This is a genomic window from Marinobacter sediminum, from assembly GCF_023657445.1.
In the GTDB taxonomy this organism is placed as follows: domain Bacteria; phylum Pseudomonadota; class Gammaproteobacteria; order Pseudomonadales; family Oleiphilaceae; genus Marinobacter; species Marinobacter sediminum_A.
Map to the genome: position 1 here is coordinate 787,429 of NZ_JAGTWY010000001.1, position 15,402 is coordinate 802,830.

Annotated in this window: 14 protein-coding genes and 2 tRNA genes; 6 read left to right on the top strand and 10 right to left on the bottom strand. The window is 55.7% G+C overall.

All coding sequences use genetic code 11. The features are described 5' to 3' along the window. Positions 1-12: 12 nt before the first annotated feature. The 4 genes from KFJ24_RS03820 to KFJ24_RS03835 form a co-directional block, all read right to left on the bottom strand. The gene (locus KFJ24_RS03820) at positions 13-459 is read right to left on the bottom strand and encodes a TerB family tellurite resistance protein (RefSeq protein WP_250829760.1); all 447 of its coding nucleotides are present in this window, start codon (positions 457-459) and stop codon (positions 13-15) included. 32 nt (positions 460-491) lie between these two features. Beyond that, a complete protein-coding gene (gene tal / locus KFJ24_RS03825) occupies positions 492-1,457 on the bottom strand; it encodes a transaldolase (protein ID WP_250829761.1) in 966 nt (321 codons plus the stop codon). 117 nt (positions 1,458-1,574) lie between these two features. Beyond that, positions 1,575-2,633: a tRNA dihydrouridine(20/20a) synthase DusA gene (dusA, locus tag KFJ24_RS03830; protein WP_434967996.1), complete on the bottom strand. Its 1,059-nt coding sequence runs from the start codon at positions 2,631-2,633 to the stop codon at positions 1,575-1,577. Between the two features lie 113 nt (positions 2,634-2,746). Beyond that, a complete protein-coding gene (locus KFJ24_RS03835; protein ID WP_250829762.1) occupies positions 2,747-2,929 on the bottom strand; it encodes a hypothetical protein in 183 nt (60 codons plus the stop codon). Positions 2,930-3,184: 255 nt separating this feature from the next. On the opposite strand from KFJ24_RS03835, the gene KFJ24_RS03840 reads away from it, so the two are divergent. Further along, the gene (locus tag KFJ24_RS03840; RefSeq protein WP_250829763.1) at positions 3,185-4,099 is read left to right on the top strand and encodes an AEC family transporter; all 915 of its coding nucleotides are present in this window, start codon (positions 3,185-3,187) and stop codon (positions 4,097-4,099) included. Here the strand turns inward: KFJ24_RS03840 and KFJ24_RS03845 are convergent. Beyond that, positions 4,076-5,041 carry a zinc ABC transporter substrate-binding protein gene (locus KFJ24_RS03845; RefSeq protein ID WP_250829764.1) on the bottom strand — a complete coding sequence of 322 codons (966 nt, stop codon included), beginning with the start codon at positions 5,039-5,041 and terminating at the stop codon, positions 4,076-4,078. The genes KFJ24_RS03840 and KFJ24_RS03845 overlap by 24 nt on opposite strands. Before the next feature lie 189 nt (positions 5,042-5,230). Here KFJ24_RS03845 and gltX point away from each other — a divergent pair, with 189 nt between their 5' ends. The 3 genes from gltX (at position 5,231) to KFJ24_RS03860 (ending at position 6,987) form a co-directional block, all read left to right on the top strand. Next, positions 5,231-6,712 carry a glutamate--tRNA ligase gene (gene gltX, locus KFJ24_RS03850; RefSeq protein ID WP_250829765.1) on the top strand — a complete coding sequence of 494 codons (1,482 nt, stop codon included), beginning with the start codon at positions 5,231-5,233 and terminating at the stop codon, positions 6,710-6,712. A gap of 116 nt (positions 6,713-6,828) precedes the next feature. Beyond that, positions 6,829-6,904 (top strand) — tRNA-Ala (locus KFJ24_RS03855). A gap of 7 nt (positions 6,905-6,911) precedes the next feature. After that, positions 6,912-6,987 (top strand) — tRNA-Glu (locus tag KFJ24_RS03860). A gap of 186 nt (positions 6,988-7,173) precedes the next feature. Here the strand turns inward: KFJ24_RS03860 and KFJ24_RS03865 are convergent. Beyond that, complete coding sequence (locus KFJ24_RS03865; RefSeq protein WP_250829766.1) at positions 7,174-8,025, bottom strand: 6-carboxytetrahydropterin synthase; 852 nt, start codon at positions 8,023-8,025, stop codon at positions 7,174-7,176. Between the two features lie 186 nt (positions 8,026-8,211). Here KFJ24_RS03865 and KFJ24_RS03870 point away from each other — a divergent pair, with 186 nt between their 5' ends. After that, positions 8,212-8,430 carry a nucleotidyltransferase family protein gene (locus tag KFJ24_RS03870; protein WP_250832547.1) on the top strand — a complete coding sequence of 73 codons (219 nt, stop codon included), beginning with the start codon at positions 8,212-8,214 and terminating at the stop codon, positions 8,428-8,430. Here the strand turns inward: KFJ24_RS03870 and KFJ24_RS03875 are convergent. From KFJ24_RS03875 to KFJ24_RS03885, 3 genes are all read right to left on the bottom strand, one after another. Continuing rightward, on the bottom strand, positions 8,326-9,423 hold the full coding sequence (locus KFJ24_RS03875; RefSeq protein ID WP_250829767.1) for a response regulator: 1,098 nt from the start codon (positions 9,421-9,423) through the stop codon (positions 8,326-8,328). The genes KFJ24_RS03870 and KFJ24_RS03875 overlap by 105 nt on opposite strands. 53 nt (positions 9,424-9,476) lie before the next feature. Continuing rightward, the gene (locus KFJ24_RS03880; protein ID WP_250829768.1) at positions 9,477-10,817 is read right to left on the bottom strand and encodes an MORN repeat-containing protein; all 1,341 of its coding nucleotides are present in this window, start codon (positions 10,815-10,817) and stop codon (positions 9,477-9,479) included. A 114-nt stretch (positions 10,818-10,931) separates the two neighbouring features. Beyond that, the gene (locus tag KFJ24_RS03885) at positions 10,932-11,393 is read right to left on the bottom strand and encodes a hypothetical protein (RefSeq protein WP_250829769.1); all 462 of its coding nucleotides are present in this window, start codon (positions 11,391-11,393) and stop codon (positions 10,932-10,934) included. Positions 11,394-11,491: 98 nt separating this feature from the next. Here KFJ24_RS03885 and KFJ24_RS03890 point away from each other — a divergent pair, with 98 nt between their 5' ends. Continuing rightward, on the top strand, positions 11,492-14,416 hold the full coding sequence (locus KFJ24_RS03890) for an insulinase family protein (RefSeq protein WP_250829770.1): 2,925 nt from the start codon (positions 11,492-11,494) through the stop codon (positions 14,414-14,416). 78 nt (positions 14,417-14,494) lie between these two features. Here KFJ24_RS03890 and ppsR read toward each other — a convergent pair whose 3' ends face one another. Continuing rightward, the gene (ppsR, locus tag KFJ24_RS03895) at positions 14,495-15,310 is read right to left on the bottom strand and encodes a posphoenolpyruvate synthetase regulatory kinase/phosphorylase PpsR (RefSeq protein WP_250829771.1); all 816 of its coding nucleotides are present in this window, start codon (positions 15,308-15,310) and stop codon (positions 14,495-14,497) included. Positions 15,311-15,402 lie beyond the last annotated feature (92 nt).

The following is a 15,402-nucleotide window of genomic DNA, read 5'->3' on the forward strand; positions in this document are numbered from 1 at the left end:
TTTCTCCTTGTGTTAACCGGCACTTTCTGCCCGGTGCCGCGCCTGCATGTATTCCCGATGATTAAGATGCAGCAGGTCCGCCATGCGGCGAATCAGGTGTTCTTCGTACTTGTCAATTCGCCCGTCTGCGAAAGCGACGCGCCAAATGCACTCCAGAAGCGCCTGCTTGGAATGCTGGTTGAGGTGTTCGTTGAGCTGGCCGGTGAATTCATAGAGCGACGTGGCGTCCTCTGCATGATCCAGGGCATCCTGCAGAATGTCCTCTGCCTCCTCCCGCGTGACCTGATGGGATTTGACCGCAAAGTCTACGATGGCCTGAAGTTCGCGCTCATCCTCGTTCCGGTCAACACGAGCCAGCTGTACCATGAGAGCCGTGGCCGCGATGGCCAACTGGTGGGCATCCGGTTCGGTTTTCACGCTCTCCGGGGCAGCAAACAACTTTTTCAGACGTTCAATCATGATCGGACAACTTCACTCCGTTAACGATGAATTCAGGCGGCTTTTGCCATCTGCCGTACCCTCTGTTCCAGCTCAATCTGGTCTGCGGTAAAGCGGCGAATACCATCGGCCAGTTTTTCGGTGGCCATGGCGTCTTCGTTGGATTCCCAGCGGAACAGCTTCTCGTCGATGTCGCCGAAACGATCCGGTGAATTGGCGTTATCAGCTGACAGTTTCCGCGTCAGGTTCCCTTCATCGTCCTGAAGTTCCTGGAGAAGGGCGGGGCTGATGGTCAGGCGGTCGCAACCCGCCAACATCTCGATCTCGCCAGTATTACGGAAGCTGGCCCCCATAACGACGGTGTCGTAGCCATTAACCTTGTAGTAATTATAGATCCGGGAGACCGAAAGGACGCCAGGGTCTTCGGCTGGAGCGAAACTGTCCTTGCCGCTATTGGCAACGTGCCAGTCCAGAATTCGGCCAACAAAGGGGGAAATAAGGAAGGCGCCGGCCTGCGCACATGCAGCAGCCTGGATGAACGAGAACAGGAGAGTCAGGTTACATCGAATGCCTTCCTTCTCGAGCTGCTCGGCGGCACGGATACCTTCCCAGGTAGAAGCAACCTTGATCAGAACCCGGCTGGTGTCGACGCCTTGTCTGTCGTAGAAGTCGACCAGCCTGCGGGCACGATCCAGGGTTCTTTCCGTATCAAAGGAAAGCCTGGCATCGACTTCCGTGGAAACCACACCGGGTATCAATCCGAGAATTTCACGGCCTGCCAGTACGGCCAGCATGTCCGTTGCAATAGTGAGCTGTTCTGCGTCTGATCCGCCGCAACGACGCGCTTCCGCTACTGCTTTATCCAGCATTGGGCGATAAGCTTCAGACGCAGCCGCTTTCAGCAGCAGGGAAGGGTTGGTGGTCGCATCTTCCGGTCGCCATTTTGCGATGGCGTCAATATCGCCTGTATCCGCCACCACGGTGGTCATAGTTTTCAGTTGGTCAAGCTTGTTGGTCATTCGTCCTGTCGTCCCGTTTGAACTGTTATTGGTGCATCCGACTCCCGGATGTGGGCTTTACCACTACAATAACGGGCTGCCCTGACAGGAACAAGACAGCAAAAGGTCTGGATGCGATTAAGCTTCCGCAATGGCGGGGCTTTCCGGTTCCCTGACCTTCTCGAGTGCGGTCTGAATGACTTCCAGCCCTGCACCGGATTTGTGGGCATTTTCGCTGATATAACGACGGAACTGGCGCCCTCCCGGAACACCGTGGAACAGGCCCAGCAGGTGGCGGGAGATGTGGTTGAGATATACGCCGCGCTCAAGCTCACTCTGGATGAAGGGGTACATGGCCCGCAGCGCCTCGTGACGGGTGGTGACAGGCGTGTCTGCGCCAAAGAACTCGGCATCCACTCCTGCCAGCAGCCACGGGTTGTGATAGGCCTCCCGGCCCAGCATCACACCGTCTGTCCGTGACAGGTGCTCCCGGCACTCGTCAAACGTCTTTATTCCGCCGTTTATGATGATTTCAAGGTCCGGGTAGGTCTCCTTCAGGCGATACACCCAGTCGTACTTCAGCGGCGGCACATCCCGGTTTTCCTTCGGGCTAAGGCCTTCCAGGACGGCAATGCGGGCATGCACAATAAAGGTCCGGCACCCTGCAGAGGCAACTTTCTCCACGAATTCGCACAACTCATCCCAGGACTCCCGGCCATCAATTCCGATCCGGTGCTTTACCGTGACCGGCAGGCTGGTGGCCTCGATCATCGCCCGAACACCCTCTGCGACCTTGTCCGGGTGGCCCATCAGGCATGCACCGATCATGTTGTTTTGCACTCTGTCGCTGGGGCAGCCGACGTTGAGGTTTACTTCATTGAAGCCAAACTGCTCAGCCAGTTTGGAGCAATGGGCCAGCTCTCGCGCATCGCTGCCGCCGAGTTGGAGCGCCAATGGATATTCCGCAGGATCGTGCCTCAGGAAACGCTCAGTGTCGCCATGAATCAGGGCGCCGGTAGTCACCATCTCGGTATAGAGCAGGGCGTGCCGGCTCAGCTGGCGCGCCAGATAGCGGTAATGACTGGTGGTCCAGTCCATCATCGGGGCGACGCAAAAACGCCTGGAAGGCTCTTTGGGTGCAACATTCATCGGTGAAGTGGAGTGAATACCGGAGTGTATGTTTGCGTCTTGGAACATGGACCGCCTGATCAAATGGGAAAAAATTGCTACCGACTCGATTATACCTTATCCAAGGCTTTCTGACCGTAGGGGGTTATCGAAGCCGTCCTAAAGCCGAATTTCCGGACCGGCTATAGGTTCACGCCAAGGAAGTCTTCGAACTCCGGGGCGGACAGGGGGCGGGAAAACAGGTATCCCCGCCCGTTATCACAACCGGTTTCAAGCAGCAGGCCTTCGGTGACATGTCCGGTCGCGAGATCGATGATAGGCTGAAAGCGAAGCTCGAACTGCCGGTTCTCAGCGGCTGAGCACATATCATTTACCATCTTCAGTCCATTCCGGGGCTCATCAGGTTGGCACATCGCCTTTGCCAGCCGGCGCGTCTTGGTTTGTTCTTTTTTGGTCCGCCTCGTTTTCGGGGGATTTAGTGAAGGCACTGCTCATTTCGGTGAAAGGTCTGTCGTCAGAGCGTTCATGCTTTTGGTTTGCAGTTCAAGCAGAATAGGGGTGTGGCCTGGTTGTGCGTGCCGGCCGTTAGCCACCAAAGTCGTTGTTCTGGAGTAACTTTTATGCCGGTTATGATCCAGGCCTTGTTGCCTGTTTTTGCGTTAATTGTACTGGGACATATTTTTCGTCGTTGGGATTTCCCCGGAGGCGATTTCTGGCCTCGAGCGGAACGTTTTACCTATTACGTTCTATTTCCCGCCATGCTCGTGTTCAAACTTGGTCAGGCAAGGTTGCCGGTTTCAGCGTACAGCGATATTGCCCTGCTTGTTGCTTCGATGTTGGTAACAATGACCCTGGTTTTAGCCGTCGCCCAGTGGTTCTGGCGCTGGAGCGGTCCAGTCTTTTCCTCGGTCTATCAGGGTGCTATCCGCTTCAATTCTTATGTTGGTCTTGCGGCCGCTGGGATGTTGCTCGGGGATGACGGCTTATCCCTCACCGCCATAGCGGTGGCCATCATGGTGCCGTTGCTGAATCTGTTGTGCATCCTGATGTTTTCCCTCGTCGCAACCCGGGACTCGGTGCGGGTCGGCCCGGTGCTGAAAGCCATTATTACCAATCCGTTGATTGTGGGGTCGGTGATCGGCGTTATCTGGAGCTTCTTCAAGATTGGTTTTAACCCCCTGGTGGCCAGTATTCTGGAACCTCTTAGCAACCTCGCCCTGCCGATGGGGTTGATGACGGTAGGGGCGGGCCTCCATTTAAAAGCCCTGCGTGGCGCTTCCATGCCGTTTCTGGTGTCGTCGGTGCTCAAGCTCGTCGCATTTCCGTTGATGGCGGCGGGCCTGGCTCTGATGCTGGGGCTGGATGGTTTGCTGGTGCAGGTAGTAATACTGTTGGCGACTCTGCCGACGGCAACTTCCGCCTACATTCTCGCCCGGCAACTGGGGGGCGACGCCCCCCTGATGGCGGGAATCATCAGTGGCCAGACGCTGCTGGCGATGGCCTCTATTCCCTTAATGCTGGGTATTCTCTGGTAGGCACTTGAGCACCGCATCGGCAATGCTGTGTTGGAACACGTTATAGCCGTCTGCGGTTACCTGGATATCTGTGGCCAGGGGATCCCAGGTGCTGAACGTGACCTCCAGGCCCCGGGTTATCGAACGCCACCACTGTCTATTGAACTGTGGCTCTATCAGCAGACAGGGGTGGTTGGCCTTATGCAGTTTGTCCTGAACTTCCGAGATGTGCCTCGCGCCCGGCGACAATTCCGGGTTTAGCGTGAGTACGCCCTCAAGGGGCAAGTCGTAGTGGCTGGCAAAACGGGTGAACGCACTGTGATACGCGAACAGGCTGATGTCGTGTACTGCCGTTTCCAGCTTGGCTCTGACTTGTCTTTCAGTTTTTTCGAGGTTGGCTTCGAAGCGGGTCAGGTTCTCGTTGAGGGCCTGCGTGTTTGCGCCTTTCATATTGGCGAGAGCACCATGGACGGTCCTGACCATCTCAAGCGCGAGTGATGGATCCAGCCAGATGTGAGGATCCTCGCCCTCTCCATGGTCGTGCCCGGCGGTTTCATGTGTCCCGCTTTGCAGGTCATCGTCGTGGCTGGCATGTTCCTGGTGACCGTGATTCGCCTCAGGATGATCATCCCCGTCCTGCATCAGCATGATGGTTCTTTGATGGAAATCCTCGCCTGCAAGCAACCGGCTCAGGAAACTCTCCATTTCCGGGCCGACCCAGAAAATAACATCGGCATTTTCCAGTGCCCTGCGCTGGGAAGGTCGCATGTTGTAGGTGTGGGGGCTGGCGCCAGCGGGCACCAGCGTGGTGATTTCCACGTCTTCCCCGGCAACCGCCCGGACAAGAAGTTCCAGAGGTTTGGTGGAGGTAACGACCTGGGTGGCGGCCGAAACTCCAGAGGAGTAAACCAGAACGGTAAGAGCGAGAGCGGCTGTTGCGCTTATGGTGTTTAGTCGAGGCATGGTGCGGGATTATCCAATGCGTTTGGTGGAATGTTATAATATTACATTATTGGTTCAGTTTCGGAAAGTCCTTCTGTCGCATCGTCGCTGTCTGGTCAGGCAGATCCGCAGACCCATCATGCGAAATTGTGATCAGGCCGGTATAATGCCGGGTTTATTAAACGGCCACCGACCTTTCAGGAAGATTTCATGACAGTACGTACCCGAATTGCTCCATCACCCACCGGTGATCCACACGTTGGTACCGCCTACGTGGCCCTGTTCAATCTCTGTTTTGCCCGTCAGCACGGTGGGCAGTTTATTCTGCGTATCGAAGACACCGACCAGGCACGCAGCACCGCAGAATCCGAGCGCGATATTCTGCAAGCGCTTCGCTGGCTGGGGCTGAACTGGGACGAAGGTCCTGACGTTGGCGGTCCCTATGGTCCTTACCGGCAGTCAGAGCGCAAGGACTCGTATAAGCAGTATGCCGAAGACCTCGTGACAGCGGGGCATGCTTTCTATTGTTTCCGTACCCCGGATGAGCTGGAAGCTATCCGCGAAGAGCGCAAAGCCCAGGGCATGAATCCGGGGATCAAGGGCGATCTGGAGTTGCCGCAAGAAGAAGTGAAGCGGCGTCTTGATGCCGGGGATCCGCACGTCATCCGCATGAAAGTGCCGGACGAGGGTGTTTGTGAAATACAGGACATGCTTCGCGGCACTATTGAAATCGACTGGGCCCAGGTGGATTGCCAGATTCTGCTGAAATCCGATGGTATGCCCACCTATCACCTCGCCAACGTGGTCGATGATCACGTTATGGGTATCACCCACGTACTTCGTGGAGAGGAATGGATCAACTCGGCACCCAAGCACAAGCTGCTGTACGAGTACTTCGGATGGGACATGCCCGAGCTTTGCCACCTGCCGCTGCTGCGTAACCCGGACAAGAGCAAGCTGTCCAAGCGCAAGAACCCCACCAGCATCAATTTCTATGAGCGCATGGGTTTCCTGCCGGAAGCAGTGACCAACTACCTCGGTCGTATGGGCTGGTCAATGCCGGACGAGCGCGAGAAGTTCACCCTCGACGAAATGATCGAGAACTTCGATATCCAGCGCGTTTCTCTGGGCGGCCCGGTTTTCGATGTAGAAAAACTGCGCTGGCTTAATGGCCAGTGGTTGCGGGATGAGCTGACCGAAGAGCAGTTCATGGAGCGCATGCGTCAGTGGTGGTTTAACGAGGATGCGCTGAAGGCTCTGGTGCCGCATATCAAGGGCAGGGCGGAAGTGTTTTCCGATGTCGCTCCGATGGCACAGTTCATGTTCTCTGGCATGCTGAACCTGACACCGGAGGACTTTGCCCACAACAAGCTGGAGGAGGCGCAGATCAAGCGCGTACTCCAGTTCACCCTTTGGAAACTGGAAGCCCAGAGGCACTGGAGCAGGGATAATATCTTCGCCGACATCAAGTCGCTGTCTAAGGCCATGGAGTTGAAGATGGGCGATTTCATGTTTTCGATCTTCGTCGCCATCGCAGGAACGCCCAATTCCTGGTCGGTCATGGAGTCGATGGATCTCCTGGGCCCGGACATGACTCGCACCCGTCTGAGGCACGCCCTGGAAGTTCTGGGTGGCTTTTCGAAGAAAGAAACCAAGAGAGTGGAGAAAGAGTACGCCGCACTGGGTGCTTAATAACCGCTTTGGTGAAGAAATATACGGCTTTGACAGGGATGTTCAGAAAACTGGAAAAAAGTGTGTTTTGACGGTTGACGCCCATAGGGCGGATCCTTAATATACGCATCCGTTGAGGGGCCATAGCTCAGCCGGGAGAGCGCAACACTGGCAGTGTTGAGGTCGGCGGTTCGATCCCGCCTGGCTCCACCAATTTCTAGTCCCCTTCGTCTAGTGGCCTAGGACTCCGCCCTTTCACGGCGGCAACAGGGGTTCGAACCCCCTAGGGGACGCCAATACGGCTTGACGGTCTAGTCCACCGTTAAGCCACAAAAAGACCGCCTTCGGGCGGTTTTTTTGTGGCTGCAGAAAAGTTGAAACGCCGGGTTTGAATAAAAGGGGCACCAGGGAAAGTTTTCCGGGGAGCCCGGAGAGGCCAGCGGGGCCGGTCCCAAGCTCCCCGGTTTAGTGGGGGGGCCGGTTCAGCGCGAGGCAATCGCGCCCTTTCCAACACCCTCATAGGCCTTGACCCGAATAGTATCGGACGGAAATTCCGCCTTTAGCTTGTCGGCAATGTGCGCCGCGATCAGCTCAACGGTTGTATCCGTTTCCAGCATGTAAACCCGCTCCTCTGGCAGCGTCAAGGCAAACTCTCCCTGATTCGCTTCATATTCAAAGGTTACATACCGAACCCCGGTATCGCCTACATGGCGCCGAACCACATCTTCCTCGGAGCCCACGTAGATATCCCGCCACTGAATGGCCCACTCGCGCTCGAGGTCGTAGTCACGGTGACCATTCCGGTCGATCCGGATGGGCGAGCGGTGGCCGTGGGCAATGCGCTGGCAGTTGCCCAGATGTTTCTTCAGACCATGAACATAGTGATAGTAGGCGCCCTCGATGACTTCTTCCCTCAGGTGGATCTCGACAGTCGTCACGTTTGCGGGCAGGACCGCTTTAAGCTCATGTTCCAGCAGGGTGGCGACTGCAGACGGAACTACCCGCTCAGCCGAGAGCCAGACTACTGCTTCATCCGGAGACTGGTGTGTAATCTGGCTACCGTCGGTCAGCGCCCAGCTAAAGGTATCCGGCTCCTCCTCACTCCAGGACAAGCCTTCATAGCCTCGTGGTACGACCAGCCTGTGATCGACTCGCTCATCGATTATTCGCTTGATCGTGCGTTTAACATTGCTGAAATCGAACACCATGCCCTGGTCGTCGAGTTCGCCTCCGAGCACCACATCCGCGATCCAGCTTTCACCTACCAGTCCTCGAGTCCGGTCCAGGTAAGCGAAATCAATAACGGTCAGGTTGTCTACAAAGAGGTGATTCATTAAAGATCCGGGCGGGTATGGATGAATGATGGCCGAATTCTAGCAAAAATCAGTGAACACGGCAGTCTGGCGACGCATCAGGGTTCATTAGTTCTTGCTATAGAGATGCCTATTATAAACTTCCCACCAATCGCGAACGATCAGGAATTTCCGGCACTTATTCTTGCAGCAGACGCATCCAGTCGCATGGGAAGGCCGAAAGCACTTCTGCCTCTTGCTGATCAGCAGGGCATTCTACTCGACAGGGCGATAGACCTGGGCCGCGCTCTGAGTCGGGATGTGCGTGTGATCTGCGGCACCTTAGCCAAACAGACCAGCCAGCCAGGCGATCCCGACGCTGAAAATGCCCAGGCTGGCGGCGAGACTGACCGTATAAATCCTGGAAGATGCGGAACGTTGCTGTGAAACAAACAGATCAATAGTGCGTTGCGCGATATCTTCTGCAGTTTCCCGGGAAATCTCATGCGCCTGCTGAATTGCTTCGGATTGCAGCGTTTGCCAGAACTCGGTATCGATGGTCTGCACACTGGTAATGTGATCTTTTAGCTCTGCCATGTGCTCGCTGGTGAAGCCGGAATTGCGTTTCATCTCCTTCTTCAGGTCTGCCAGTTCCCGACCCAGGTTGAGGTTAACTTCCGCCGCCACCTCGTCGCGCAAATGCATTGTGCGTTCTTCAACGAGGCTGCCCATTGCGTTCAGCCGTTCTTCGACGATCGATTCCTGCTTGCTGCGGGATTCATCCAGGGCCCGTTTCAGGTGATCGAACTGTTCATCGAACAGGGAGCTGAGCAGCTCATGGAGCCGGTTGTTGACATGAGTTTTCACCGCTGAGCGGGCAATCTGTTCGATCAGGTCGCTGGTCAGCGGCACTACATTGGAGGAGCTGTTGCCGTTGCTGGCAGGTTCTCCTTCGGACTTGAGTGACATTTCAACAGAGGCATTCCGGGGAACGTTCAGAAGTTCGTCTGCCCTGCTGCCTCCCTCAAACTCGGTGATAGGAGCTTCCGGAAGAGTTCCCGCGATAACATCTCTGTCCAGTTGCTCGAGTACCATGCTCAGGCCTTCGGTATGAGGCGGCTTGGTGAGGATGTTATAGACCCCGAAATTTTTCGCTTCCTCGGTAAAAGAAGAGGATTTCTTGGAAGTGCACATGATGACCGGAATGGCTGCGGTGTCTGGATTGCCTTTGATGGCTTTTGTGGCTTCCACGCCATTCATGCCCGGCATCAGATGGTCCATAAAGATAACGTCCGGGCGTCCGTTGCTGTTCAGGAAATCCAGTGCTTCCTCGGCAGAACCTGCCATGTTTACTTCCATGTCGCGATTCTCCAGCAGCTTGCTCAGGGCAAATCGTGCCACCTTTGAATCGTCCACCAGCAGAGCGTTCTTGATCGCCATGTCACTACCTCAATCGTTTACTGCAAACGCGTGTGTTATCGGGCTGATCCGTGTTACCAGCCTTCCAGTTCCGGGCACTGGGTAGCCCGGTAGCTCTTGTCCCGATAACAAACACCGGGTTCTGTGGTGCGGGCAGTGAATATTTCACCTGCCGCAGTGGTCAGGCGTACCTGGCCGTAGGGTTGTCCGTGTCGGAACGTTGCCTCGATCGAGCTGCCATTGGGATTGCGCAGCAGCCCCTTGCCGTGGAACTTTCCTTCAATGTATTCGCCTTCGTACTTCTTGCCATCTGCGAAGACTTCCGACCCGGCACCGTGAAAAACACCGTTGGAAAATTCGCCCTCATAGTGTCGTCCATCGGGAAAGGTGAGGGTGCCACGGCCGTGAAACTCATCATCTCGGAAACCGCCCACGTAAAGCATGCCGTCCGCTGTCGTGAGTGAGCCATAGCCGTTCAGCCGGCCGCCTTTCCATTGCCCGGTCAGAATGTCACCGTTGGCCATGGTCAGTGTTCCCTTACCGTTAAACTGGTTGGCTCGGAACTCTCCCGAATACCGGGATCCGTCAGCGCTGCGCCAGGTGCCTTCACCTTCACGCTGTCCCTCTGACCATTCGCCTTCATAGCGACTACCGTCCGGGTACCAGGCGGTGCCTTCACCTTGAAATGCGCCATTGATGAAATGACCCTCGTAACGCAGGCCCTCTTTATCTGCATAGGTGCCGTCGCCTGTTTTTACGCCACCAACCCAGGTGCCTTCGCGGTAATTAACGGTTGTGTAGGCCTCGAGCTTGCCCACCAGAGTCCTTTCGCTGCCGGCTTGCAGTGCCACCGTCTGGTTCCAGGGTTTGAAGCCATCTTTACTGATGGTGATGTCGTACTCGCCGGCTTCGAGTGTCAGGTCGAGCCTGGTTGCACCGTATTGCTCACCATTAATAGTGACGCGATCTCCCACCACATTCGAACGCAGCACGAGTAGTCCCGTAGTCGCGGCTTTCCTGGTGGGTTCGGTGGCCGGAGGCGCGGCGGTCCGGGTCGCCATAGCGGTCGGCGGTTCTGCGACAGCCAGCACTGTTGGTTCATCCGGCATTGGCGGAATGGTAAATCGCTCTGCACGTGGCGCAGGTTCCGGTGTCGACTTTGTGGCAGGTTCAGGGGGGGCGGTTTCAAGCTGCGAGTGTGTCTTTTCGTTTATCTCGACCGGCGCAGGTGGCGGTTGCTGTTGTCCTGACCGGGAATCGGATGCTCCGGTAGCGAAGGCTACGATCTTTTCAGCCGAGGGCGCCTCGTTCAAGGGCGCGATTTTCTGCTCTTCACGTACGGATGCGAAGCCGGCCGTCACGAGCAGCATCAGTGCCAGCGCGTTGAGGAAAAGAAGTGGTCTGAAATCGACCATGTTGGAGCCTCTTAATTCTGCATTCCCGAAATCCTGTCTATGTCCTCATCTTACCCAGTGGGTGCAACGTTATGTAACAGAAAGTGTCTTAAGTTACCGAGAATGCAGGCCAAATCACACTTTGTCCGGAAGCTGATCATGGTTGAGCTGTTCCCATGATCTCATGTACACATCAGCTTCGTATTCATAGGGTGATCGGAAGGGGGTGAGGACAAAGTCAAACACCAGGAAGATAAACCCGATAGATGCCCAGGCAATGGTCACCGTGCTGACGGTCGTTGCCTGTACTTCAGGGTTGGCGTTCACAAAATCCTGCAGAAGGGGGATCAGTTCAGAGGCCATGACCACTGGATTGAAGCTGGCCAGAACAAAAGGAATCCAGAAGGCGATAAAGATCGGGAAGAATCCGAAGGACCAGAGAATCCGGCGGAGCAGGTAGAGAGCAACTTCACGCCAGAAGCGCTGTCTTATTTCCGGCACCTTGCGGATTCGATCAAGATAATTGCGGCGTTCTGCCCAGTAAGCGGCGACTTCCGGTGCATCAACGGCCTTGGCGTGAGGTGAGTTGGTGGTCATGAATCGCGGGGCTACCTTATCGCTGCTGGACTGTGCATGATAATCGAAACTACGTGTTACCCTACAAGTCTCTAATCGTTAAAGACAGGAAAGTTTGAATGGCTGCAGTGATCGACAACGCAATCCATCCCGCTTTTGAGAAGCTTAGAAGTCACCGGATTAGCACCCTTAATCTTGATGTTGAGGAGTATCGCCACAAAAAGACCGGTGCCCGCCACCTGCACCTTGCAGCAGATAACGAAGAGAATGTTTTTTTCGTGGCGCTTCGGACCTTCCCCATGGATTCTTCCGGCGTCGCTCATATCCTGGAGCATACCGCTTTGTGCGGCAGTGAGCGCTATCCCGTGCGGGATCCATTCTTCATGATGATCCACCGCTCCCTGAACACCTTCATGAATGCGTTCACCAGCAGCGATTGGACGGCGTATCCTTTTGCCAGTATGAACCGGAAGGATTTTGACAACCTGGTGTCGGTCTATCTGGACTCGGTGTTCTTCTCCACGCTGGATCCGCTGGATTTCGCCCAGGAGGGTCATCGTCTCGAATTTGAGAAGCCGGAAGATCCGAACAGTGATCTTGTCTACAAGGGTGTGGTCTATAACGAAATGAAAGGGGCCATGAGCTCGCCTACATCGCAGCTCTGGCAGAATCTGAGCAGTCACCTGTTCCCGACAACGACTTATCACTATAACAGTGGCGGTGAGCCGGACCATATTGTCGACCTCAGTTATGACGACCTGGTGAAGTTCTACCGTCAGCATTACCACCCCAGCAATGCCATTTTTGCCACTTATGGCAACATTCCGGCTCATGAGCACCACGAGCGGTTCGAGGAGCTGGCGCTGAAGCGCTTTGACCACCTTGACGTCGAGCTGCCGGTTCGCGACGAGAAACGCATGTTTGCCCCGGTCCGGGTGGATCAGTGTTATGCCGTGAATGAGGGGGAAGGCACGGATAACAAGACCCATATCGTCATGGGCTGGTTGCTGGGCCACAGTTTCGATCTCCAGGAGAACCTTGAGGGGCAGTTGCTCTCGGCGGTCCTTCTGGAGAACAGCGCTTCTCCGCTGATGCGCGCACTGGAAACCACAGATCTCGGTCATGCACCGTCACCCATGTGTGGTCTGGAAGATTCAAACCGGGAAATGACCTTTGTCTGTGGCATCGAAGGCAGTGAACCCGAGAACCAGAAAGAGCTGGAGCTGCTGCTGGAGAGTACTCTGCAGCAGGTAGTGGAGGACGGTGTCAGCGAGGAGCGCCTGGAAGCTATTCTGCACCAGCTTGAATTGCACCAGAGAGAGATTGCCGGCGACCAGTTCCCGTATGGTCTGCAGTTGATCATGACTGCGATCGCGCCCATGGTGCACGGCGGTGACCCCGTGGAACTCCTTGATATCGAGCCCGTCCTTGCGACTCTTCGCGAGAAGATCCGGGATCCTGAGTATGTGCCGAGTCTGATTCGTAAGAAGCTATTGGAAAATCCTCATCGCGTCACCCTGACCCTGCGGCCGGATGAGAAGCTGGAGAGCCATCGTCAGCAGGCTATCCGTGAGGCTTTGGCCCGCCGAAAGGCCGAGTTGACGGAGGAGGAAGCGCAGCAGATTGTTGATCGGGCTGAAGCTCTGGAAGAGCGGCAGATGCGCAAGGATGATGACTCCATTCTTCCCAAGGTGGATCTTTCCGATGTGCCGCTTCAGATGCCAGAACCGGAAGCCCGGTTCGATGGGGACATCTCTGCCACCGTGTATGCCCGCGGAACCAATGGTCTTGTCTACGAGCAGGTAGTATTGCCGGTACCGGAAATGTCGGAAGAAGAACTGCTGTTGATCCCTTACTACACGACACTGATTTCAGAGGTTGGTTGTGGCGATCTGGATTACTTGCAGATGCAGGATCGGATTTCTGCGGAATCCGGTGGTATCGGCGCTGGCTTCAGTGCCAAAGGCCGAATTGACGACGTGCAGGATCTGTCCGGTTACATCATCTTTAATGGCAAGGCACTGGCGCGAAACCGAGGCGCACTCACCCGGCTTCTGAGAGATCTCTGTACCAGTGCCCGTTTCGATGAGAAGGATCGCATTCGGGAAATTATTGCCCAGATTCGAACCCGTCGTGAACAGGCAGTGACCGGCAGTGGTCATGCACTAGCCATGGGTGCTGCGGCCCAGGGCATGAGTTCCGGCAGCTGGCTGTCATTTCGTCTTGGCGGCCTGGCAGGCATTCGCGGAACCAAGCAGCTGGATCAGGCCCTGAAAGACCCCGAAGAGCTGAATGCATTGTGCCGGAAATTGTCCGGGTTGCATGAAAAAATCCGCAACCAGAGCCGCCAGTTCCTGGTCATTGGTGAAGATGAACAGCTTCCGGCTATGGTTGATGAGCTCAAGTCCTGCTGGCAGGGGACGGCTGGCGCGGACGGGTCAGGCTGGAAGATGGAGCCGGTGAACTACACCGCCCGCGAGGCCTGGCTGACGTCCACGCAGGTTAATTTCTGCTCCAAAGCTTACAGCACAGTTCCTGTAGACCATCCGGATGCCGCAGCACTGACAGTCCTTGGCGGTTTTCTTCGCAATGGGTACTTGCACCGGGCAATCCGTGAGAAAGGCGGGGCCTACGGCGGTGGTGCCGGACAGGACAGTGTGAACGGGACTTTCCGGTTCTTTTCATATCGGGATCCGCGCCTGTCTGAGACTCTGGATGATTTTGATAACGCCCTGGTGTGGTTGCAGGAAACGGACCATGAGTATCAGGAACTGGAAGAATCGATCCTGGGTGTTATCGGGCAACTGGACAGGCCGCGCTCACCCGCCGGGGCGGCACGTCATGCGTTTCATAACAAGCTGTTCGGCCGCAGTTCTGAGCAACGGGCACGATTCCGGGAACGAGTGCTGTCGGTCACTATCGATGACCTGAAACGGGTAGCCAGTACCTGGTTGCTGCCGGAAAAAGCGAGCACTGCAGTCGTGACCAGTCCGGACAACCGGAAAGAGGCCGAAGCGTTGGGGCTGTCGATCGAGGAGATGTAAAGGCAGCCTTGTATACGGCCAGAAAAAAGAGGACCTGCGGGTCCTCTTTTTTTGTGATGACAGATCACTGAACTGAGGTCAGCGATTGCGCTTGAGGCCAGTGGTTACCATTATTCGCGTGGAGATTTCTTCCACAGAGTAAGCCGTCGTATTCAGGTAAGGGATGCGCTCCCGGCGATACATCAGCTCGATTTCCTCGATTTCATGCATGCATTGTTTGATTGAGGAGTAACGCGAATTCGGCCGGCGCTCGTTGCGGATAGTGGCCAGGCGCTCTGGATCGATGGTCAGCCCGAAGATCTTCTCCTTGTGGGGCTTCAGCGCGCCCGGTATCTGCTGGTCTTCGAGGTCTTCCTCAGTGATCGGGTAGTTCGCTGCCTTGACCCCGTATTGCAATGCCAGATAAAGGCAGGTCGGCGTTTTACCACTGCGGGATGCGCCGACCAGGATCAGGTCCGCTTCGTCATAGTGGCGGGTGCGTGCGCCATCGTCATTATCGAGGGCAAAGTTCACCGCCTTGATGCGTCGTTCGTACCTGCCCTCATTGTTAATGGAGTGCGATTTCCCGACGGTATATGAAGAGGATGACCGCAACTCCTGCTCAAGCGGATTGAGGAAGGTTCCGAAAATATCCACCATGAAACTTTCTGCCGTAGAGATTATATCGCGGATATCACTGTCTACGATGGTGTCGAATACCAGTGGGCGGGCACCATCGGTTTCAGCGGCCTTGTTGATCCGCTTTACCATGTCCCGGGCTTTCTCCTCATCGTCGATGTAGGGTACGGTTACCCGTTCAAATTCTATTTTTTCAAATTGGGCCAGAAGGCTATGGCCAAGCGCCTCGGCGGTGAGGCCAGTGCCATCGGAGATAAAGAAAGCTGTACGTTTCATGGCGTTTTATCCGGTTCCGTTTTTTGCCGGTACATGGCAAGGTCCCTAGGTAATTTCCGCAGGTTACAGTATCATACACGCCAAGTTCGAGA